The following is a 22,905-nucleotide window of genomic DNA, read 5'->3' as shown; positions in this document are numbered from 1 at the left end:
AAGCAAACAGCTGAATCATTAGGGCTTTTAGGCCCTTTTTTTGTTTGTATGGAGGTAATTTGTGACAAAACTCGAGCAAGAATTAACAACTATGTTAGAGCCGGCTGTTGAAGCCTGTGGCTTCGAGTTGCTCGGTCTGGAAGTGATGCAAGCCGGTCGCCATTCGACATTGCGCATCTACATTGACCATGAAAATGGCATCAATGTGGACAATTGTGCCGATGTGAGCCGTCAGGTGAGTGCCATTTTGGATGTCGAGGACCCCATTACAAACGAATACAACCTGGAAGTGTCTTCACCTGGTGTAGACAGACCATTATTCAAACAAGCTCATTATGAGCAGGCAGTGGGCGAAGAAGTGCGTTTGCGTACTAAGCTTCCTCAGGAAGGTCGCCGCAACTTTAAAGGCGACTTAGTTGCAGTTAATGGCGATATGATCACGCTAACCGTCGATGGCCAGGAGCATCACCTTATGCTCAGCAACATCGAGCGCGCGAACATCATCGCAAAATTTTAAAAATTAGGTGCGAAGGAAAAAAGGGCAAGCGAGGCAATACTTATGGCAAAAGAAATATTATTGGTTGCAGAAGCTGTTTCCAATGAAAAAGCAGTCCCAAGAGAAAAGATTTTTGAAGCATTAGAGTTCGCACTAGCGACGGCCACCAAAAAGAAACACGATGGTGAGATCGAAGTACGCGTTTCTATTGACCGTAAAACGGGCGAGTATGACACGTTCCGTCGTTGGATGGTGGTTAACCCACAAGAAGATGGCTCACTGGAAAACCCGTATGCAGAAATCACATTTGAAGCGGCTCAGGTAGAAGAGCCTGAGATCCAGCTGGGTGACTATGTTGAAGAGCAAATTGAATCAATTCAGTTTGACCGCATCACAACGCAGATGGCTAAACAGGTTATCGTACAGAAAGTACGTGAAGCTGAGCGTGCGTTGATTGTTGACGCCTACAAAGATCAGGAAGGCGAGCTGGTTACCGGTGTGGTTAAAAAAGCATCACGCGACACGGTTGTACTGGACTTGGGTAATAACGCAGAAGCGGTTATTTACCGTGAAGATATGCTGCCACGTGAAAGCTTCCGTCCGGGTGACCGTGTACGTGGTCTGCTTTACGCGGTTAAACCAGAGGCGCGTGGCGCACAGCTGTTTGTAACACGCTCTAAGCCAGAAATGCTGATGGAACTTTTCCGTATTGAAGTACCAGAAATCGGCGAAGAGATGATCGAGCTCAAAGGTGCAGCGCGTGATCCGGGATCGCGTGCTAAAATTGCGGTAAAATCAAATGATAAACGCATCGACCCTGTCGGCGCGTGTGTTGGTATGCGCGGTGCGCGTGTACAGGCTGTGTCTACCGAATTAGGTGGCGAGCGCGTTGATATCGTATTGTACGATGACAACCCGGCTCAGTTTGTGATCAACGCAATGGCGCCAGCAGAAGTCGCATCGATCGTAATGGATGAAGACACACGTACGATGGAAATCGCGGTAGAAGCCGACAACCTGGCGCAGGCGATTGGTCGTAACGGTCAGAACGTACGTCTTGCCAGCCAATTGACGGGTTGGGAACTGAACGTGATGACAGTGGAAGACATGGAGCGTAAGAGCGCAGAAGAGTCTGACAAACTGATCAACCTGTTCACCGAAGCGTTGGATATCGATGATGACTTCGCAACGTTATTGATCAACGAAGGCTTCTCAACACTTGAAGAAGTGGCCTACGTACCAGTTGCAGAGTTCCTGGAAATCAATGGTCTGGACGAAGACACAGTGGAAGAGCTGCGTAAGCGTGCGAAAGATGCATTGACGACCAAAGCGTTGCGTGACGAAGAAAGCCTTGAAGGGGCTGAGCCTGCAGAAGATCTGCTTAACCTGGAAGGGTTGGATCGTCACCTGGCATTCGTGATGGCCAGCAAAGGCGTCATCACGCTGGAAGACCTGGCTGAGCAAGGCATTGACGAATTAGTCGAAATCACTGAATTATCTGAACAACAAGCGGGTGACTTGATCATGGCCGCACGTAATATTTGTTGGTTTGGTGAGCAATAGTAGTTTATTAACGGGAGGTAACGCATAATATGGCAGAAGTGAGCATAGAGAAACTAGCCGAAAACATTGGTACAACTGTTGATAAATTACTCCAGCAGTTGGCAGATGCAGGGATCACCAAAGCCACTGGCGACCATGTTACTGAAAACGAGAAAGCACAATTGCTGGACCATTTGAGTAAACAACATGGCGGTACCGGTTCGGAAGGACCGGAGCGTATGACTTTGCAACGCAAGAGCAAGAGCACATTAAGTGTGACCGGCTCGCATGGCAAGGCAAAATCCGTTCAGGTTGAGGTACGTAAAAAGCGCACTTACGTTAAAAAGAGCGCAATCGAGCAGCAAAAAGAGCAGGAAAGACTCGCTGCAGAGGAAGCTGCGCGCAAAGAAGCAGAGTTGAAAGCTCAGCAAGAAGCTGAGCAAAAGGCCAAAGAAGAAGCCGAGCGTAAGGCACAAGAGGAAGCCGAGCGTAAGGCAAAAGAGGAAGCTGAGCGCAAGGCTAAAGATGAGGCAAAACGTACAGCGCAAGCTGAACGTCAAGCGAAAGAACAGCAGAGTGAAGAAGTGGATAGCGCCCAACAAGAGAAAGAGAAACTAGAAGCAGAGCGTCTGCGCAAAGAAGCAGAAGCGACTGCCCTAAAGAAAGCAGAAGAAGAAGCCAAGCGTAAAGCAGAAGAAGCAAAGCGCTTAGCAGAAGAGAATGAAGCCCGCTGGAAAGCTGAAGAAGAAGAACGTGCACGTCGCGAAGCTTCTGCAGATCACCACCTTACGACATCGACTTACGCGCGTGAAGCCGAAGACGAGTCAGATGCACAGGAAGAAAAGAGTGCACGTCGTAAGAAAAAGAAAAAGCCAGCTGAAAAAGCGGCTCAGCCTGTGCGTGGCAAAGGTAAAAAAGGCAAGCTTAAAGCACCTACCTCACTACAGCATGGCTTTAAGAAGCCGGTTAGCGAAGTGAAGCAGGAAGTACGCATCAGTGAGACCATCACAGTTGCTGAGCTGGCATCACGCATGGCAGTGAAAGGCGTTGAAGTGGTTAAGACCATGATGAAGATGGGTGAAATGGTTACCATTAACCAGGTCATCGATCAGGAAACTGCGCAGGTTGTGGCTGAAGAAATGGGCCACAAAGTTGTTCTGGTAAAAGAGAACGAACTGGAAGAAAAAGTACTGAGCGAGCGTAACGAAAGTGAAGCGCTAGAGCAACGTGCACCAGTTGTTACCGTTATGGGTCACGTTGACCACGGTAAAACTTCAACACTGGATTACATCCGTAAAGCGAAGGTTGCTGCTGGCGAGGCCGGTGGTATTACCCAGCACATTGGTGCATACCACGTTGAAACCGAAGGCGGCATGATCACCTTCCTGGATACGCCGGGACACGCAGCGTTTACCTCAATGCGTGCACGTGGTGCCAAAGCCACTGATATCGTAGTACTGGTTGTTGCGGCTGATGATGGTGTAATGCCACAGACTAAAGAAGCGGTACAACACGCCAAAGCGGCAGAAGTCCCTCTGATCATCGCTGTAAACAAAATGGATAAAGAAGGCATTGACCCGGATCGTGTTAAAAACGAACTGGCACAGCTGGACGTTATTCCTGAAGAGTGGGGCGGTGATACGCAGTTCGTTCACATCTCAGCGAAAACTGGCCTGGGCATTGACGACCTGCTAGAAGCGATCCTGATGCAGTCTGAACTACTTGAGCTGAAAGCGGCACACAAAGGCATGGCATCAGGTGTGGTTATCGAATCTCGTCTTGATAAAGGTCGTGGTCCGGTTGCAACTGTACTGGTTCAGTCTGGTGAGCTTAACCAGGGCGATATCGTACTGTGTGGTCTGGAATATGGTCGTGTTCGTGCAATGAAAGACGAAAACGGTAAAGACATCACGACAGCAGGTCCTTCAATTCCGGTTGAGATCCTGGGTATGTCGGGTGTACCAGCTGCGGGTGACGAAGCAACTGTTGTTAAAGACGAGCGTAAAGCCCGTGAAGTTGCACTGTACCGTCAGGGTAAATTCCGTGATGTGAAACTGGCGCGTCAGCAAAAAGCGAAGCTTGAAAACATGTTTACTAACATGACTGAAGGCGACGTATCTGAAGTGAACGTGGTACTTAAAGCAGACGTACAGGGTTCAATCGAAGCTATCTCTGATTCTTTGGTTAAACTGTCTACAGACGAAGTGAAAGTGAAGATCGTTGGTAGCGGCGTAGGTGGTATCACCGAAACTGACGCTACGCTGGCTGCTGCGTCTAACGCTATCATCGTTGGCTTTAACGTTCGTGCCGATGCCTCTGCACGTAAAGTGATTGAAGCTGAAAACCTGGACTTGCGTTACTACAGCGTAATCTACGACCTGATCGAAGAAGTGAAGCAGGCAATGTCGGGCATGCTGGCACCTGAATTCAAGCAAGAGATCATTGGTCTGGCTGAAGTACGTGACGTGTTCAAGTCACCTAAGATCGGCTCTGTTGCGGGTTGTATGGTAACTGAAGGTGTGGTTAAACGTAGCGCACCTATCCGCGTACTGCGTGACAATGTTGTTATTTACGAAGGTGAGCTTGAATCACTGCGCCGCTTTAAAGATGACGTGGCAGAAGTTCGTAACGGCATGGAGTGTGGTATCGGCGTTAAGAACTATAATGACGTTAAGGTCGGTGACCAAATCGAGGTATTCGAAACCGTTGAAGTACAACGTACGTTGTAATCCAATCGGGGTTAAACCTTGAAATGGGGGCGTCAGCCCCCATTTGTGTTTGTGTTTCCTCTAGTGGGCGAGTGTATGCATTGCCCGTTTTAATGATTAAATTGAAGTGGTGAAAATGAGAGAATTTTCTCGTACTGATCGTGTTGCACAACAGATCCAAAAAGAAATTGCCGTGATTCTACAGCGTGAGATTAAAGATCCACGTTTGGGCATGGTCACCGTATCGGCTGTAGAAGTATCGCGCGATCTGTCCTACGCCAAGGTCTTTATCACTGTGCTTGGCGGTGACGATGACAAAACCAAAGAAAACCTGTCTATTTTAAATGAAGCGACAGGCTATATCCGTTCACTGCTGGGTAAACGGATCCGCGCTCGGATCATGCCGGAGTTGCGTTTTGTGCTGGATAACTCCCTGATGGAAGGTATGCGCATTTCTAATCTGGTTGATGAAGTGATCCGCAAAGACAATGAAAAGCGTGGTGACGAAGCGCAGCCAGATACGAAAAGCGACGACGGAGAAGCCTGATGGCGCGTCGTAGTAAAGGCCGTCCAATAGACGGGATTGTGCTGCTCAATAAGCCGCAGGGGATCTCCTCCAATAAAGCGCTGCAACAAGCCAAAGGCATCTACTTTGCGCAAAAAGCCGGCCATACGGGGGCACTCGATCCGCTGGCAACGGGTATGCTGCCAATCTGTTTTGGTGAAGCGACTAAGTTCACCCAGTTCCTGTTGGATACTGATAAAACTTATGTTGTCCGTGCCAAATTAGGCGAGCGTACCACGACCTCGGATTCTGATGGCGAAGTGGTTGAAACACGCCCGGTGCAAATCACTCGTGAGCAGCTAGAGCAGGACGTCGCCAGCTTCTTGGGAGAGTCGGATCAGTATCCGTCGATGTACTCAGCGCTAAAGTATCAGGGTCAACCTTTATACAAGTACGCCCGTGAAGGCATCGAGGTGCCGCGCAAGTGCCGTAAGATCAACGTCTACTCGATTACTTTGGATGAATACGACGAGCAGGCGCAAGAGATCCAGATGACGGTGCATGTCTCAAAAGGGACTTACATTCGTACCATAGTGGATGACCTGGGCGAGAAGCTTGGCTGTGGGGCACATGTCATTATGCTGCATCGCTCTGAAGTGGGTCATTATCCGAGTGATAAAATGATCACGCTGGAAGAGCTCGAAGAAAAACTTCAGCAGGCCAAAGCAGAAGATTTGCCGCCGTCGACTTACATCGACGCGTTGTTACTCCCGATGGACACGGCGCTGGTTGATTTACCGGCGGTAGAGATCAGTGCGGAGCAGGGCGTGGCATTCAGCCACGGTCAAACCGTGGTGGTTGGCGAGCTGCCAGAGGGCGTACTGAAAGTCGTGGCTGATGGTCGTTTTGTCGGTATTGGCGAGCGCAATCAGCACGGCCATTTAAAGGCCAAGCGGGCCTTATCCAGCGCACAATAAAATTTTTTGTCAGCGGGGGCAATTGCTGATACAATGCCGCCCGCTTTGTCGCTTTGGCTGAATTAGTGATCGGCTGAAGCATTACTTAAACAATTGGAGTTTATTATGTCACTAAGCAATCAAGAAAAAGCAGAAATCGTAGCAAAATTCGCACGCGCAGAAGGCGACACTGGTTCTCCTGAAGTTCAGGTTGCACTGTTAACTGCTGATATCAACAAGCTACAAGGTCACTTCGCTAACCACAAGCATGACTTCCACTCACGTCGTGGTCTGCTACGTAAAGTAAGCCAGCGTCGTAACCTGCTTGACTACCTTAAAGGTAAGAGCGTAGAGCGTTACTCTGCACTAATCAAAGAGCTTGGCCTACGTCGCTAAGAATTTGATTATTTGTCGGATTTTTATCCGATAAGAAAAAAGGGGCTAAATCGCCCCTTTTTTTGTGGGTATATACTCAGTATACTTATGCCCGAACCACCATTCTGGCGGTTCAGCGCCAAGTCTGCAGCCAATTGTAGTGCTTAAGCGGATCATCTAGCTCTGTTTGGTTTAATCAATTTTATCAAATAGTTATTAGCCTCATTAGTCCGCTTAAGACTGTAATTGGTCGTTGTTGGCGCTTATATGTTATTTTTGTAAGGAATATATTTGTGCAAGCAATTATTAAAGAATTCCAACTTGGTCAACACACAGTAACCCTGGAAACAGGCGCAATTGCGCGTCAGGCTGACGGTGCTGTATTGGCCAGTATTGGCGACACTTCTGTACTAGTCACTGTTGTAGGTAAGCGTGAAGCGGCACCTGGTCAGGACTTTTTCCCTCTGACAGTAAACTATCAGGAAAAAATGTATGCGGCAGGCCGTATCCCTGGTGGCTTCCTGAAGCGTGAAGGTCGTCCTTCAGACAATGAAACGCTGATTGCGCGTCTGATCGACCGTCCAATCCGTCCTCTGTTCCCGGACGGCTTTGTAAACGAAGTTCAAGTTATCGCAACAGTGGTTTCTTCAAACCCTGAAATTCAACCAGACATGGTTGCAATGATTGGTACTTCTGCGGCGCTGGCCATTTCTGGCGTGCCATTCAATGGTCCAATCGGCGCCGTGCGTGTTGGTTTCACTGATGGTCAGTACGTACTGAACCCGTCAGTAACAGAACTTGAGCAAAGCAAGCTTGACCTGGTTGTTGCTGGTACCGAAGGTGCTGTACTGATGGTTGAGTCAGAAGCTGAAATTCTGACTGAAGAAGAAATGCTGGGCGCGGTTGTCTATGGTCATGAGCAATCACAGGCTATCATCAAGGCTGTGAACGAGTTTGCTGCAGAAGCAGGCAAGCCGGCTTGGGACTGGACTGCACCAGAGAAAAACGTTGAGCTGTCTGACAAAATCGCAGCCATCGCTGAACAAAAAGTAGGTGACGCTTACCGCATCACTGATAAAGTGGCACGTAAAGACGCACTAAGCGAAGCAAAAGCGGAAGTGGTTGAGAAGTTGACTGCTGAGCTGGCTGAAGGCGAAGCGCTGGACGAGCAGGAAGTGTCTAAGCTGTTCAGCTCACTTGAGAAGAAAATCGTACGTGGCCGCATCATCGCGGGTGAGAAGCGTATCGATGGCCGTGAACCAGATATGGTTCGTGCACTTGACGTGATGACTGGCGTATTGCCACGTACACACGGTTCAGCCATCTTCACACGTGGTGAAACTCAGGCTTTGGTTACTGCTACCTTAGGTACAGAACGCGATTCACAAATGATGGACAACCTGATTGGCACGCAGAAGCATCACTTCATGCTGCACTATAACTTCCCTCCATTCTGTGTGGGTGAGACAGGTTTCATCGGTTCGCCTAAGCGTCGCGAAATTGGTCACGGTAACCTGGCTAAGCGCGGTGTACAAGCGGTTATGCCAACGCTTGAAGAATTCCCGTACTCTGTACGTGTGGTTTCTGAGATCACTGAGTCAAACGGTTCGTCTTCAATGGCGTCTGTATGTGGTACGTCTCTGGCCCTGATGGATGCGGGTGTACCAATCAAGTCATCTGTTGCGGGTATCGCGATGGGTCTGGTTAAAGAAGGCGATGACTTTGTCGTACTTTCTGACATCCTGGGTGACGAAGACCACCTGGGTGACATGGACTTTAAAGTAGCGGGTAACAGCGCGGGTGTAACTGCACTTCAGATGGATATCAAGATCGAAGGTATCACGAAAGAAATCATGCAGATCGCACTGCGTCAGGCAAAAGCAGCACGTCTGCACATCCTGAGCGTGATGGACCAGGCAATCGCCAGCCCATCTCAGGACCTGTCTGAGTTCGCACCTCGCATCTACACTATGAATATTCCACCTAAGAAGATTGCAGACGTAATCGGTAAAGGTGGCGCGGTGATCCGTCAGCTGACGGAAGAAACAGATACAACCATCGAAATCGAAGATGACGGTACCATTAAGATTGCTGCAACCAACGGTAACAGCGCGAAAGAAGCGATTGCTCGCATCGAAGCGCTGACTGCTGAGCTGGAAGTAGGCACTATCTACACAGGTAAAGTAAACCGTATCGTAGATTTTGGTGCATTCGTAAACGTACTACCTGGTAAAGATGGTCTGGTACACATTTCACAGATCAGCAAAGAGCGCGTAAACAACGTAGCTGATCACCTGAGCGTTGGCCAGGAAGTGAAGGTAAAAGTACTGGAAGTAGACCGTCAGGGTCGTGTGCGTCTGAGCATCAAAGAAGCATTAGAGTCAGAAGCGGCACCTGCTGCTGAGTAAGATCTGACAAAGAAACAATGAGTTTCGATGAAAGGGGCTGAATGGCCCCTTTTTTTATGCTTTAATGATCGCTCAAACCGAGTAGCGACGAGCGGATCACCAATTCGCAACATGCCCAAAAGGGGAAATAGATTGAGACTGTTATTATTACCTTTGCTATGTATGAGTTTGCTGGGATGCCAGTCAACTCAGCAGGCCGCGGATGTACCGAATGTAACCGTACCTTTTGCCGTGCCTCTGGCGGCCAATTTTCGCAATGAAATCGCCATTGCCAGATACAGCGAGCTGTTACAGAACAAAACATTAGATAGCGAGCAGCAAGCTCAGTTGTTTTATAACCGTGGCATGCTTTACGACAGTCTGGGTTTAACCACATTGGCACGCATAGACTTCAATCGTGCCGTTAAACTAAAGCCAGACCTGGCAGAGGTCTACAACTTCTTGGGCATTCACCACACACTCAGGCAGGAATATGGCACGGCTTATGAAATGTTTGATGCAGTGCTGGAGCTAAACACAGACCATGAGTACGCCTATTTAAACCGCGGGATTGCGCTGTATTATGGTGAGCGACCGGCGCTGGCTGCGAATGACTTTGAATCCTTTCTCGAGCGTTCTCCCCAGGACCCGTATCGGCTGATGTGGCTTTATCTGGCTGAATCAGAAATCGACCCAGTTGCGGCAAAAGCGGCGCTTAAGCAGCATAGTCAGGCATTAAATAATGATGAATGGGCAACGCAATTGGTCCAGCTTTACTTGGGTGAGCTGTCTCAGCAAGCTTTTCTTGCTCAGGTGGGAGACGGTGTTAAGTCGCAGCAGGAGTTTGCAGAGCGCTTATGTGAGGCCTATTTTTATCTGGCTAAGCGTTACCAAGCCCAGGGCAATACCAGCAAAGCGATTGAGTTTTTTAAACTGGCCCTGGCAACCAATGTATATGAATTTGTAGAGCATAAATATGCCCGGCTGGAGCTACAAATTATTGCCGATGAAATGAATCGGGCGGATGTAAGCTGAGCTTATGTCTTTGTTGATGCTTCGCTATGTGGTGCTGCTCATTTGCTGCACCCTCATTGCGAGCAGCACCTTCAACCCCTGGCAAATTCACTCTCCTAACGCACGCCAGGCGCAGCTCTCTGTACTTAAACGCAGCCCGCAGAGTTTTTACCTTGATGTTCAGCGGGCGAAATTACACCTGCCTGAGTTACCCGACGATACCGTATTAGCACTGCGCCAGCTGGGGCATCCTGAGGCGGCGTTTGAATGGGCGCTTCGCCAGGTCATGCAGGGGGAGCTTGATACGGCACTGCTGTTGGCCAGTGCGCACTGGGAAGCGGTCAGTCAGCAATCCCGACGGCGTTTATTAGAATCACTTATCGCCGCAGAGGCGGTATCTGAAGTACAGCAGTTGGCTGCTCAATTTACGTTGCCTCATCCTTATATGACGCTGTCACAGATAATGCAGGGAGCACCGGCCAGTTCACTGAGCGGCGCTGACCTACAGGCTCTGAAGATAAAAACGCTTGATGAGATCAGCTGGGGGAGCACTCAATGTGCCCGGCGGGTCGTGATGCTGAGCGATTCCTGGCAGGGGCTGAATAAGCTGACACAGCTGAAAGCGCAGTATCTCGCCGCACCGTTGCCGTTTGCTGGCAGTTATTGTTTTGCCGATCCTGTGTATCTGGGGGCAGACTTGCAGTGCCGGATAAAAACACAGAAGTTCGCCTACTGTGACTTGTCGACATTACCTGGCAGAGCCAAATGGTCATCGGCTGATCACTTGGTGCTGATGACGGCGCGCGGTGATGCCAATGTCAGTCGCGGTGTGATGACGCTAAGCCTGAGCAGTGACTATAAGGTGTTCATTCATGAGCTGATGCACTTTAGTGGCTTTGAAGACGAGTATGCCATTGGCGAATCAAAAGCTCGCTGGATATGTGCAACACCCGGGCTGAAAGCGCCTAATTTATATGTTGGCCATCAGCCGCCTGAAGGCTGGTATCCCAGTCGCAGTTGCGAGGCTGGGCTGTTACCCGCCTATAAGCCACAGCAAGCGATGTCTAACATGCAATATCAGAGTCTGGCTTTGACCAAGCGTTACAAAGCGCTTTGGCTGTTGGCTTTTCAGCAACAAAGAAATAAACCCACCGACTTTCAGCAATTTATTCAGGTTAGATTAGCCGCAAAGGGTTAAAAGCCGAGTTTATTTATGAATTTAATCTGAATTGTTTGTAAATGTTGGCTAAAATGGCAGCGTATAGAGCGCGAAAGTCTAGACAACTCAAATACTAATCAAGTATAACTGGTAAGCGTTATGTGTGATAAAAACGTGCGCAAAATAAATCAGATAGTCTATGCATAACACTAGCTACATACTGCGCGCTGTTCCGTTTATTTACGGTTATTGAAGATAAAAGGTTTTCTTTATGACATTGCTTTGGATACCCTTGCTATCCTTATTAGGCAGTTTACTCTCATCATTAACAGGTAAACTATCCCGCAATCAATCGACTGCGGTGACTTTACTTGCGCCCGGATTGGCACTTGCGTTGGCCTGCTATTTGGCCCCTGACGTATTCGCCAATGAACAGCTGCGCACCACCATAGAGTGGATCCCGCTGTTGGGCTTGGAACTCTCATTCCGCTTAGATGGTTTATCACTTCTGTTCGTTTTCCTGATCCTGGGGATTGGCGTACTGGTGATCTTCTATGCGCGTTACTACCTCAGTAGTAACGACTCGATGCCCAAACTCTACGCTTACCTAATGTTGTTTATGACCGCCATGCTGGGCATTGTGATGTCTAACAACGTATTGCAAATCTGGCTGTTCTGGGAATTAACCAGTATCAGCTCATTTTTGCTGATAAGCTATTGGTGGCATAAATCCGAAGCCCGTAAAGGGGCAAAAATGGCGCTGGCGATCACCGGCGGCGGTGGTCTGGCACTGTTAGCCGGTCTGTTGCTGATAGGTGACATTGTTGGCAGTTATGACCTGGATATTATCCTGGCCAGTCGCGAGCTTATTCAGGCCCATGATTTGTATGAACTGGCACTGATCCTGGTATTGCTGGGGGCGTTTACTAAGTCTGCGCAATTCCCGTTCCACTTCTGGTTACCCCATGCCATGGCGGCACCTACGCCTGTGAGTGCTTACTTACACTCGGCGACTATGGTGAAAGCGGGTATTTTCCTGCTTGCGCGTTTTTATCCGGCACTAGCCGGAACGGAAATTTGGTTTATTCTGGTTGGCCTGACCGGTCTTGTAACTTTGCTGGTCGGTGCCTATATCGCTTTGTTTAAGCATGACCTGAAAGGACTGCTGGCGTTCTCGACCATCAGCCATTTAGGCCTGATCACTTTGCTGCTGGGGCTGGATACCGAACTGGCAACGGTGGCAGCCATATTCCACATCATTAACCACGCGACCTTCAAAGCGTCGCTGTTTATGGCAACGGGTATCATAGATCATGAGACCGGTACGCGCGATATGCGCAAGCTCAACGGTATGTGGCGATTTATGCCATACACAGCCACACTGGCCATGGTCGCTGCAGCCTCTATGGCGGGTGTGCCGCTGTTGAACGGCTTCTTATCAAAAGAAATGTTTTTTGCAGAAACTTTACATCAGCAGTTGCTTGGCTCAATGTCCTGGCTGATCCCGATTTTGGCAACCATTGCCGCTGCCTTTTCTGTGGCTTACTCAGCGCGTTTTATCCACGACGTGTTCTTCAATGGGGAGCCGGTTGGCCTGCCTAAGGAGCCGCACGAAGCGCCACGCTATATGCGTGTGCCTATCGAAATTCTGGTCGCACTGTGTCTGATTGTGGGCATGTTCCCGGGCTTTATCGTTAGCGACATCCTGAATGTGGCATCTGCTGCCGTGCTAGGCACAGAGCCACCGCAGTTTAAGATTGCAATCTGGCATGGTTTCAATCTGCCCCTGCTGATGAGTGGTATCGCAGTGTGTGGTGGTTTACTTATTTATACTCAGCGTCGCTACTTATTTGCGTTCCAGGCTTCGCTGCCGCCTATCAATGCGAAAAAAGGCTTCGAACATGCCATGTATAAGGTGGTAAGCTGGAGCCGCGCCCGCATTGACGCCATTGAGAATGGTTCATTGCAACGTTATCTGATGCTGATGTTAATGGTGGTTATGCTGAGTGCTGGCTGGCCGCTGTTCGAGATGAGTCAGCTGGTTGGCGAAAATAAACCGACTCCAATTGATGTACATAATGCCATTGGTGCTGGACTTCTGATGATTGGTGCCATTGGCACAGTGATCTGGCATCGTACCCGTATGGTTGCCTTGTTGATGATCTCGGTCGTAGGCCTGATGGTGGCAGTGGCGTTCACTCGCTTCTCAGCGCCGGACTTAGCACTGACTCAGTTAACGGTAGAAGTGGTCACTATTATTCTGCTGATGCTGGCTTTATTTTTCTTACCGCAGAGAACACCTAAAGAGAGCAGCTCAGTGCGCGTATTGCGCGATTTAGGTATTGCCTCTGCGATAGGTGTCATTGTAGGCAGTATTTGCTATGCCTTGATCACACGTCCTTTGAGTTCAATTTCTGACTTCTTCCTTGCCAATGCTAAGACAGGCGGTGGCGGTACCAATGTAGTGAACGTCATCCTGGTTGATTTCCGTGGCTTTGATACCTTAGGGGAGATCACCGTGCTTGGTATTGCCGCACTGGGTATTTATAAGCTGCTGATTAATCTGCCACTGTTTATGCCAGGTAGTGACTCAGAAGGTCGACCGTGGGCGAAAGAGCGTTATCCGATTCTGCTGGCGTCTATCTCACAGAGCCTGTTACCGCTTGCCTTGCTGGTGTCGGTCTATATCTTCCTGCGTGGTCATAACCTGCCGGGTGGCGGCTTTATTGCTGGTCTGGTAACCGCGATTGCCTTTATCTTGCAGTATATTGCACACGGGTCGAACTGGATCTCAGAGCGCTTTACGCTTAACTACCGGAAGATCATTGCCTCAGGTATTGCGATAGCCATGATTTCTGGCTTGGGTAGTTGGGTATTTGACCGACCGTTCCTGACCAGCTGGTTTGATTACTTTGATTTGCCAGTGATTGGTGAGATTGAGCTTGCCAGCGCATTGGTATTTGACTTGGGTGTGTATATTACGGTTGTTGGCGCGACGTTGATGATCCTGGCAAGCCTGGGTAAGTTGACAGCCAATGCACCTAAAGAAGAGGTAAATATTTAATGGAGCTATTGTATTCATCCTGCGTAGGTTTGTTAGTCGCCTGCGGTGTGTTCCTGATTTTACGAGCCCGCACCTTTCCGGTGGTACTGGGGCTGACGATGCTGTCGTATGCAGTAAACCTATTTTTGTTTGCATCAGGCAGACTGACGATGAACAAAGCCGCGGTTTTGGGCTTTAGCGACGGGTATGCTGATCCCCTGCCGCAGGCGTTGGTCTTAACCGCGATAGTTATCGGCTTTGCTATGACGGCATTTGTGGTCATCCTCGCTATCCGCGGTCGTGCAGACTTAGGTAATGATCATGTCAATGGCAGTGAAGTACCTGCAACTTCTCGTAACGCTGGCTCTCAGCGTAAGGAGCAAGGTAAAGCATGACGCAGCATTTAACTTCCTTGCCAGTATTGTTGCCAATGCTGGCTGCTATTTTTATGTTAATGCCGCCCTGTGGCAAGAACCTCAGAGCGCGCCGCATTGTCTCGGTTGGGATGGGCGTGATCACGACAATAGCATCGGCAATTTTGCTGTTGATGACGCAGGAGCATGGTACTTCGGTTTACGCCATAGGTAACTGGTCTGCGCCGTTTGGTATCGTGTTAGTTGCCGATCCACTATCGGCCTTGCTGGTCACTCTAACGTCTTTCCTGGGCTTGGTCTGTGGTCTGTACAGCTGCGCCGGCGACGATGAGCGCGGCAGTTTTTTCCACCCATTGTTGCACTTTCTGGTGCTCGGTGTGAATGGTGCCTTCCTCACGGGAGATGCGTTTAACCTGTTTGTATTCTTCGAAGTCTTGTTAATTGCGTCATATTCTTTGCTAATGCACGGTGGAGATAAGCGCAACACGCGAGCAGCATTGCAGTATGTGATTTTAAACCTGGTCGGCTCGTCTGTTTTCCTGATCGCTCTGGGGATCCTGTACGGTACATTGGGCACGCTGAACATGGCAGATATGGCACAAAAAGTAACATTGCTGCAAGGCGACGATGTCTACCTGGCTAAGATAGGTGGCTTGCTGCTGTTGGTCGTGTTTGCCCTGAAGGGCGCATTGCTGCCGCTTCACTTGTGGCTGCCTAACACCTATTCGACGGCAATGCCGGTAGTGGCTGCGCTGTTTGCAATCATGACCAAAGTGGGTGTGTACTCGATGATGCGCGTATACACCCTGATCTTTGGTGAAGAAGCGGGTGAACTAAGCCACATGGCACAAAACTGGCTCTGGTGGCTGGCCATGGCAACCATAGTAATGGGCGCAATCGGTGTATTAGCGAGCCAGGATTTACGTAAAATGGTCGCGAATCTGGTTGTTGTATCCGTAGGTACGTTAGTTGCCCTAGTGGCTGTTCAAAGTGTACAGAGTAGCGCCGCTGCGGTGTATTACCTGGTGCATTCGACTCTGGTCAGTGCAGCGTTGTTCCTGTTAGCGGATCTGATCGCCCGACAAAGAGGTAAAGTGGCAGACAGGATCACCGCAGGGCGGCCAGTTGCTCAGCCTCTATTCCTTGGCGGCGCATTTCTGGTTGCGGCGGTCGCTGTCATTGGCATGCCGCCTCTATCAGGATTTGTGGGTAAGATCTGGATCTTAAGGTCGACTCTGGACACACCTTATGGTAACTGGTTCTGGCTGATTTATCTGGTCGCGAGTCTGGCCGTGTTGGTATCAGTGTCAAAAGCGGGCAGCACTGTTTTTTGGCACCACACAGGTAAGAGCGACAGTGAACAGGAGCGGGCTCATCCTGCGCAGATCTTCGCCGTACTACTACTGGTGATGTGCGCGCCACTAATGGTGATTTTTGCCGGTCCTCTGAGTGAATATGCTCTGCTTGCTGCGCAGGAATTACATGACTTCACGGGGCTACTGCAGGACGTGTTGGGAGGAGTGAACTAAATGCGTTTGGAAGCTAAATATAGATGGTTGCCGACTCCGTTTCGCAGCTTGATGTTGTTTGTTGTTTGGTTGCTGCTGAACAACAGCGTAGCACCGGGGCACTTGATTTTGGCGGCTATCCTGGCCGTCGCCATTCCCCTTGCTACTTTTCCGTTTCGGACTAAACAGCCTTTGGTGTTGAAACCTGGCAAAGCCTTACAATATCTGTTGCTGGTTCTGTACGATATTCTGATGGCAAATATTGAAGTTGCCATCAAAATTCTTGGCCCGACACGAAAGTTGAAACCCGCGTTCGTGAAAGTGCCAATTGATTTGGCTCAGTCCATGCCCATCACCATCCTGGCGAGTACGGTATCGCTGACTCCGGGTACAGTGAGTGCAGAGGTTTACCCCTGGCCCGAAGACATGACTGATGGCACAGAGCCGCAACAGCGTTACTTACTGATCCACGTGTTGGATCTGGATGACGAAGCGGCCCTGATCGAGACGATTAAAACGCGTTATGAAAAACCCATTAAGGAGATCTTTGCATGCTAGAGACGGTGATTTTGATTGTCTTTGCGATGATCGGTGTATCTTTGCTACTAAACTTGTGGCGACTTGTTGTTGGGCCTTCTATTCCGGATCGCATACTGGCATTGGATACCATGTACATTAATACCATTGCGCTGATAGTGCTATATGGCATGAATATGGGCACTTCACTGTATTTTGAGGCTGCTCTATTGATTGCCTTACTCGGCTTTGTCAGCACAGTTGCAGTATGTAAATACTTGCTGCGCGGCGATATCATTGAATAGGGGGAGCACATGATGGAATGGATTATTTCATTTTTATTATTGTTGGGCGGCAGTTTAGTCCTAGTTGGCTCCATCGGCTTGGTTAAAATGCCTGATTTTTTCATGCGTCTGCACGGGCCAACTAAAGCAACAACACTCGGCATGGCCTGTCTGTTGTTTGCTGCAATGGCTTATTATGGCTTTTACGGTGAAGGCGTGAGTGTAAAAGAAGTACTAATCTCAATGTTCTTGCTAATTACCGCGCCTATCAGTGGATATATGCTGATTAAATCTGCGATTCATCACAGGTTAGATAGCATTGAGTCTACCCGTGGTAAAGATAAAATTGAGGAAGATTGAGTTTCCTTTTAATAGCGAGTCGCTGTTCAACAGCGACTCTTTTTCCAGTCAACAACACCGACTATACGACCTGCCCAAATTTCTTATACTGTTACATCTTGTTCGTTTAATCAAAATTAGTTTAATTAATGTACTATTCTTGTTTGGTGTAAAAAAAATCGCGGATTAGTGTAGTCATAATTACTTAAAGCTGTCATTTTAGAATACGCAAGAAAGCGAAACTTTTGCTAAAGTTATCTAAATAAACAACCATTTGTGAGTGTTTTATATGCAGCATATGTCCATCAAGAAGAAGCTTATCCTGTTTGTGATTACGCTAGTTACCGCCCTCGTTGCCTTGTTAGTAACAACCATGTGGATGAACCTGCAAAAAGAGAACAAAGTGCAAAGTACTCAGCTCAGAGAGCTGGTTTATCAGGAGATAAGAACCGGGCTAACAGCGCAGGGACAATATTATGCACAGCAGGTGGCCGAGTTTATCAATTCGGCTTATCGGGTGCCCTACACATTAGCAGGTGCGCTGAAAGAAACTTCAGTTAGTGAACCCCTTGCACGCAACCAGGTGCAAGACCTTGTTGCTGGTGCATTGAAACAAAACCGATTTGTCTCTTCCATGTATGCCCAGTTTGAGCCCAACGGCTATGATCGACAAGATCAGGCTTATACATCCGGGGCCAGCCACTCGGCGCCAGGCGACGGTACGCTGGAACTATATTTTACTCGAGATGCAAGTGGCATCACCCAGCACCAAATTGAATCGGCTGCCGACAAATATTTAGACAAGCGTAACGAGTTTGGGCTCCGGGAAGCCGAATGGTATCTGTGCGCGCGCGACAGTGTTGCCCCTTGTATTATGGAACCTTACCTGTACGAAATCTCTCCGGGCAATAAAATGTTGATGACCTCGTTAACTGTGCCGGTTGATGTCAACGGGCGTTTTCAGGGGCTGGTTGGAGTTGATGTCAACTTGCCTGTATTTCAGCAGCTAGTTGATGAGTTATCTGAATCTCTTTATCAGGGACAGGCAAAAGTTTCTTTGCTTAGTAAACTTGGGCTGGTTGTGGGTGCCAGTCACTACGATAAACTTGCCAGACCACTAAATGAATCCGTAAATCCCGATGTAGCAGAGCAGCTGCTGAACTTACACCAACAAGGTGGTTTTAGCGAAATAGGGGATGTGCTTGCGATTGCGGTACCTATTGAAATCAAGCTTGCTAATACGACCTGGTCTTTGGTTATTGAATTACCTAAAGAGGTTGCGTTGGCTTCTGTCACTCAGATAGAGCAACAGATTGAGGAATCTACCAACTCATTAGGGCGTTGGATGCTGTTTTTGGGCACTGTGGTAGCGGCTGTTGCGCTCGGGCTTGCTTTGGTACTGATCAATACCATTATTGGTCCGCTCACCTATATTGAAAAGCGGGTAGAGAGCCTGGCTTCCAGTGAAGGCGATCTAACTCATAAACTGGAAGTGAGTCATCATGCTGAGTTGATCTCTTTGGCCAACGGCTTCAACCGCTTCACCGATAAACTAAGAAGCATGATAGTTGACCTAAAAGAGCTGGCAGAGGAGTCTTATGCTCAGTCACACAAAACCACTGAGGCCGCGATTAATATCAAAAACAAGGTTTCTAATCAGCATCTTGAAATAGACAGTGTTGTGACAGCGATTAACGAGCTAAGTGCAACGGCAACAGAAGTGGCCAGGGCATCAGAAAAAGCCGCCTCAAGCACAAACCATGCTGTTGAAACGGTGCAGAGCAGCGAGCGTAGCATAGTCAAAACGACAGAAACGGTTCAGGAAATTGCCGAGCAGGTCCTGGAAGCGAAAAACGCATTCGGGAAAGTCTCTGAGCGCAGTGGAGATATTTCTAAGATTTTGGATGTGATACGCGCCATTGCTGAACAAACCAACTTACTGGCGCTTAATGCCGCAATTGAAGCCGCGCGAGCAGGTGAGCAAGGGAGAGGCTTTGCAGTGGTTGCCGACGAGGTACGGGCATTGGCGTCAAAAACACAGGCCTCAACGGATGACATTAGTAAGCTGATTGATAATCTGCAAAGTGAAGTCACGGGCTCTGAGCAGATCATCGAAAGAACGGTTAGCCAGGGTGGGCAGGCGGTTTCATACTGCCAGGAGTCTGCCGAATTAATGAGTAGCTTAGTGGGCGAACTAAGCAGTATCTCAAATGAGGTAACACAAATTGCGACTGCAGCAGAAGAGCAAAGCATGGTGACTGAGGAGATCAGCACCAATACAACAGGTATATCAGATGCGGCAGCTGAATTGTCTGGTTTTGCCGATGAGGTAGAGCAGGCGGCCAGTGCAATGACGTATATAGTGGAGCAAAAGCACAAGCAGTTAAATTTACTGAAAACCTAACTCCCGCTCCAATCACTTTGTCCGATCGAGTCAGCTCTGGTAATTACTGCCAGAGTTGACTATCATAACTGTAAATACATACAGTTTTTCTGAAGAATGAAACTTTATATTGCCGAAAAGCCTTCTCTGGGTAGAGCCATTGCAGACGTATTGCCTAAGCCACATAAAAAGCATGATGGTTATATCGAGGTAGCCAATGGAGATTGTGTTACCTGGTGTATTGGCCATTTGCTGGAGCAGGCCGCTCCCGAGGACTACGACCCTAAATACAAAAAATGGCAAATGGTGCATTTACCCATTATCCCTGAGCATTGGCAGTTCAAAGCAAAACCTAAAACCAAAAAGCAACTCAGCGTCGTAAAAAAGCTGATCAAGCAAGCTGACTGTCTTGTGCATGCGGGTGATCCTGATAGGGAAGGTCAGTTACTGGTTGATGAGGTATTGCAAGAAGCAAAGCCGTCGGCATCTAAAAAGCAAGCCGCTCAGCGACTGCTGATCAGCGATCTAAACCCTGCGGCAGTCAAGAAGGCACTAAACCAAATGCGTACGAATCAGGAATTTGTGCCTTTGAGTGTGTCAGCTTTGGCCAGAGCAAGGGCTGATTGGCTGTATGGTATGAACCTGACCAGGGCGTATACCTTGGTCGGACAAAAAGCAGGATTTCAGGGGGTGCTGTCAGTTGGCAGAGTACAAACGCCAGTCCTTGGTTTGGTTGTCAGGCGGGATATGGAAATAGCCAACTTTGTTTCTAAACCGTTTTTTGAGGTGCAAGCGCTGGTCAGAAAAAGCGACGGGGCAGAGTTTAGTGCCAAGTGGCAACCCAGTGAGGCATGTCAGCCATATATGGATGAGGAAGGCAGAGTGCTGGTTAAAGGGTTGGCCGAAAATGTCGCGTCAAGGATCCAGGGGCTGGACGCTCAGGTCAAAAAAATAGATGCTAAGCCAAAGAAGCACAACCCGCCTTTGCCTTATAACTTATCGGCACTACAAATCGATGCCAACAAACGCTTTGGTATGTCGGCTAAACAAGTGTTGGATGTTTGTCAGGCGCTTTATGAAAGACATAAACTGATCACTTATCCCCGATCGGATAATCGCTACCTACCGAAGGGGCACTTTGGCGAGTCTAAGCAGGTATTGGATGCGGCACTAAATAACCAGGGGTTGGAAGAAGATAAAGTTGCGGGTGCAGATCTGAGCCTGAAAAGCAAATGCTGGAATGATGCCAAAGTTGAGGCGCACCACGCCATCATTCCGACAGCAAAGAAGCTAAAGACGGCCCAGTTAGGCCAGTACGAGCAGCAAGTCTACCAGCTCATTTGTACTCAGTATCTCGCGCAGTTTTATCCTGCTTATCGGTATACAGAAACCAAAGTGGAGCTTGATATTGCAGGCGGAGTGTTTGTTGCTAAGGCGGAGCAGATCATCGACCTTGGTTTTAAACGCTTATTTAAAGTGGAAGAAAAGAAACAAGTTATGTTGCCCCAGCTGGAAGTTGGCGAGTTACTTCACTGCTTTAAAGGAGAAGTCATCGAGAAACATACTCAACCCCCCAACCACTTTACAGAAGCCACATTATTAAGTGCCATGACTGGCATCGCCCGATTTGTGTCGAACGCTGACATCAAAAAAGTGTTGAAGGAGACTGATGGGCTCGGGACAGAGGCAACCAGAGCCGGAATTATCGATTTATTATTTAAAAGAGGCTTTTTGCAACGTAATGGTAAAAGCATTAAATCAACAGAGCTAGGCGCTGCGCTAGTCAAGACGCTTCCCGAAGATCTATCTTTGCCAGATAGAACAGCACTGTGGGAGTCACAATTGGCAAAAATCGCAATGAAAGAGCAAACCTATCAGACTTTTATGCATCCTCTTGAAAATGAAATAACAGGTATTATTGAACGCGCGAATACGAGTGACAGTTCCATATTCAGTGGCCTGAAAAGTGGTAAATCAGGATCGAGAGGCTCATTTTCTAAAAAAAGAACCAAAAAACGCGCAAGTACACGAAATGGTCGTCGAAAGTCAGCAGCTTAATCGGATTTTATATTTGCCTTGTAATTGGCATGGATGTCACCATATAGATAGTCAAATATCACAGCTGGTTTGAACATGGAAAATAAAATCTTACTTACACCGGAAAACATTCAACAGGTGTTGGCATCTTCGGATCCTGAAAAGCTCGTATTAATGACGTTTTTTAGCGCCCAGGAACCAAACTGTATTGCACAAGCTGATATTCTCGATGCGCTTGCTCAGCAATATCCAAATAATATAGTGGTCGCTACGGTCGATTGTGATCAACAACAAATGCTTGCTTCTCAGTTAGCCCAACAAGTGGGCCTTCAGGCGTTACCAACTTTGGTTGTGTTGAAAGGCGGTGCACCTGTAGATGTTCTCCCTGGCGCAAAAACACCAGAAGAGATTTCCAAGGCTTTGTCGGAGCATCTGCCTTCACCTGAACTGATCTTACTTGAGCAAGCCAAGCAAGCGCTTGCTAATGGTGAACTGAATGATGCCTTTGCACTGGCAAAGCAGGCTTATGGTGTTGCAAAAGATAACCCAAGAGTTTCGCTGGTATTTGCAGATATCTGTATTCAGATACAAAAAGTAGAAGAGGCAGAGGCACTACTTGCGTCTGTTCCGGCAGAAGCACAGGATGCCTACTTCACTAACTTAAAGTCGAAGCTGGAACAAGCAAAAGAGGCTCAGGAGTCACCTGAACTCAAGCGCCTTATGGCTGAAGCCGAAGCTTCACCGGATGATTTATCTATATTATGTCAACTGGCTCAGGCCCAGGTCGATGCAGGAAAGAAAGCCGATGCATTGGAAAGCTTGATATCTGTGCTAAAAAAAGACATGAACTTTGGAGAAGCCAAAAAAGGCTATCTGGATATCATTGCGTCTTTACCCGAGGGCGATGAAATTGCGGCTCGATACCGACGAAAACTCTACAGTCTTTTGTATTAATTCTTTTCTCTACTAAAATGGCGCAAAAAAGCGCCATTTTTTCTTGCGTCTCTTCTGAAATGTACAATACTTAGATCCCCTAGCAATTAAATTGTGTCAAATAGGTGAATATTTGATGACAAAGCGGTGCGTTTTGTCGTGTTCTGTATGTAAAGTGGACGAAGGGCGAGTTTTTCTCACTTTTCCTCAAAAAAGGGGTTGTGCTTGGTTTCGATTTCCCTATAATGCGCATCCACCGACACGGGGCACTCACTACGAAGTAGAAAGCTGAAAAGCAACGAGTCAAGTGAAGGGAAAGCCAAATGGAAAGCTTAATTAAGAAAAA

18 protein-coding genes are annotated in these 22,905 nt (G+C 48.3%); all 18 read left to right on the top strand.

The window, feature by feature from the left end; genetic code table 11:
- Positions 1–61 precede the first annotated feature (61 nt).
- The 18 genes from rimP (at position 62) to C3B51_RS15460 (ending at position 22,580) form a co-directional block, all read left to right on the top strand.
- Complete coding sequence (gene rimP, locus C3B51_RS15545; RefSeq protein WP_125719889.1) at positions 62–517, top strand: ribosome maturation factor RimP; 456 nt, start codon at positions 62–64, stop codon at positions 515–517.
- Positions 518–559: 42 nt separating this feature from the next.
- Positions 560–2,059 (top strand): transcription termination factor NusA, encoded by a 1,500-nt coding sequence (gene nusA, locus C3B51_RS15540; protein ID WP_125719887.1) that lies wholly within the window; start codon positions 560–562, stop codon positions 2,057–2,059.
- A 29-nt stretch (positions 2,060–2,088) separates the two neighbouring features.
- Positions 2,089–4,767 carry a translation initiation factor IF-2 gene (gene infB / locus C3B51_RS15535; protein ID WP_130245655.1) on the top strand — a complete coding sequence of 893 codons (2,679 nt, stop codon included), beginning with the start codon at positions 2,089–2,091 and terminating at the stop codon, positions 4,765–4,767.
- A 115-nt stretch (positions 4,768–4,882) separates the two neighbouring features.
- Complete coding sequence (gene rbfA, locus C3B51_RS15530; protein ID WP_125719883.1) at positions 4,883–5,293, top strand: 30S ribosome-binding factor RbfA; 411 nt, start codon at positions 4,883–4,885, stop codon at positions 5,291–5,293.
- Complete coding sequence (gene truB, locus C3B51_RS15525) at positions 5,293–6,228, top strand: tRNA pseudouridine(55) synthase TruB (RefSeq protein ID WP_046005485.1); 936 nt, start codon at positions 5,293–5,295, stop codon at positions 6,226–6,228. The genes rbfA and truB overlap by 1 nt, the downstream gene beginning before the upstream one ends.
- Positions 6,229–6,333: 105 nt before the next feature.
- Positions 6,334–6,603, top strand: coding sequence for a 30S ribosomal protein S15 (gene rpsO, locus C3B51_RS15520; protein ID WP_010385052.1), 270 nt, complete (start codon positions 6,334–6,336; stop codon positions 6,601–6,603).
- Between the two features lie 272 nt (positions 6,604–6,875).
- The gene (pnp, locus tag C3B51_RS15515; RefSeq protein ID WP_054015305.1) at positions 6,876–8,990 is read left to right on the top strand and encodes a polyribonucleotide nucleotidyltransferase; all 2,115 of its coding nucleotides are present in this window, start codon (positions 6,876–6,878) and stop codon (positions 8,988–8,990) included.
- Positions 8,991–9,101: 111 nt separating this feature from the next.
- Positions 9,102–10,004 carry a lipoprotein NlpI gene (gene nlpI, locus C3B51_RS15510; RefSeq protein WP_125719879.1) on the top strand — a complete coding sequence of 301 codons (903 nt, stop codon included), beginning with the start codon at positions 9,102–9,104 and terminating at the stop codon, positions 10,002–10,004.
- Positions 10,005–10,008: 4 nt separating this feature from the next.
- Positions 10,009–11,181: a hypothetical protein gene (locus C3B51_RS15505; RefSeq protein WP_130245654.1), complete on the top strand. Its 1,173-nt coding sequence runs from the start codon at positions 10,009–10,011 to the stop codon at positions 11,179–11,181.
- 232 nt (positions 11,182–11,413) lie between these two features.
- Positions 11,414–14,206: a monovalent cation/H+ antiporter subunit A gene (locus C3B51_RS15500; RefSeq protein WP_130245653.1), complete on the top strand. Its 2,793-nt coding sequence runs from the start codon at positions 11,414–11,416 to the stop codon at positions 14,204–14,206.
- Positions 14,206–14,580 (top strand): Na+/H+ antiporter subunit C, encoded by a 375-nt coding sequence (locus tag C3B51_RS15495; protein WP_046005481.1) that lies wholly within the window; start codon positions 14,206–14,208, stop codon positions 14,578–14,580. Before C3B51_RS15500 ends, C3B51_RS15495 begins: the two co-directional genes overlap by 1 nt.
- Positions 14,577–16,088, top strand: a complete 1,512-nt coding sequence (locus C3B51_RS15490; RefSeq protein WP_130245652.1) for a monovalent cation/H+ antiporter subunit D — start codon at positions 14,577–14,579, stop codon at positions 16,086–16,088. Before C3B51_RS15495 ends, C3B51_RS15490 begins: the two co-directional genes overlap by 4 nt.
- Positions 16,089–16,625 carry a Na+/H+ antiporter subunit E gene (locus tag C3B51_RS15485; RefSeq protein WP_125719871.1) on the top strand — a complete coding sequence of 179 codons (537 nt, stop codon included), beginning with the start codon at positions 16,089–16,091 and terminating at the stop codon, positions 16,623–16,625. It abuts the gene before it with no gap.
- Complete coding sequence (locus tag C3B51_RS15480) at positions 16,619–16,888, top strand: K+/H+ antiporter subunit F (RefSeq protein WP_010385043.1); 270 nt, start codon at positions 16,619–16,621, stop codon at positions 16,886–16,888. The genes C3B51_RS15485 and C3B51_RS15480 overlap by 7 nt, the downstream gene beginning before the upstream one ends.
- A 9-nt stretch (positions 16,889–16,897) precedes the next feature.
- A complete protein-coding gene (locus C3B51_RS15475; protein WP_130245651.1) occupies positions 16,898–17,227 on the top strand; it encodes a Na+/H+ antiporter subunit G in 330 nt (109 codons plus the stop codon).
- Positions 17,228–17,495: 268 nt separating this feature from the next.
- Positions 17,496–19,610, top strand: a complete 2,115-nt coding sequence (locus C3B51_RS15470) for a methyl-accepting chemotaxis protein (protein ID WP_130245650.1) — start codon at positions 17,496–17,498, stop codon at positions 19,608–19,610.
- A 96-nt stretch (positions 19,611–19,706) separates the two neighbouring features.
- Positions 19,707–21,647 (top strand): DNA topoisomerase III, encoded by a 1,941-nt coding sequence (locus tag C3B51_RS15465; protein WP_130245649.1) that lies wholly within the window; start codon positions 19,707–19,709, stop codon positions 21,645–21,647.
- A 75-nt stretch (positions 21,648–21,722) separates the two neighbouring features.
- Entirely contained in the window at positions 21,723–22,580 is an 858-nt protein-coding gene (locus C3B51_RS15460) for a tetratricopeptide repeat protein (RefSeq protein ID WP_130245648.1), read from the top strand.
- The last annotated feature ends 325 nt before the right edge of the window (positions 22,581–22,905 follow it).

The sequence above is a fragment of the Pseudoalteromonas rubra genome (assembly GCF_004212645.1).
Classification (GTDB): Bacteria; Pseudomonadota; Gammaproteobacteria; order Enterobacterales; family Alteromonadaceae; genus Pseudoalteromonas; species Pseudoalteromonas rubra_G.
The sequence above is the reverse complement of the archived record's forward strand: the minus strand, read 5'-3'. Positions and strand labels throughout refer to the sequence as shown.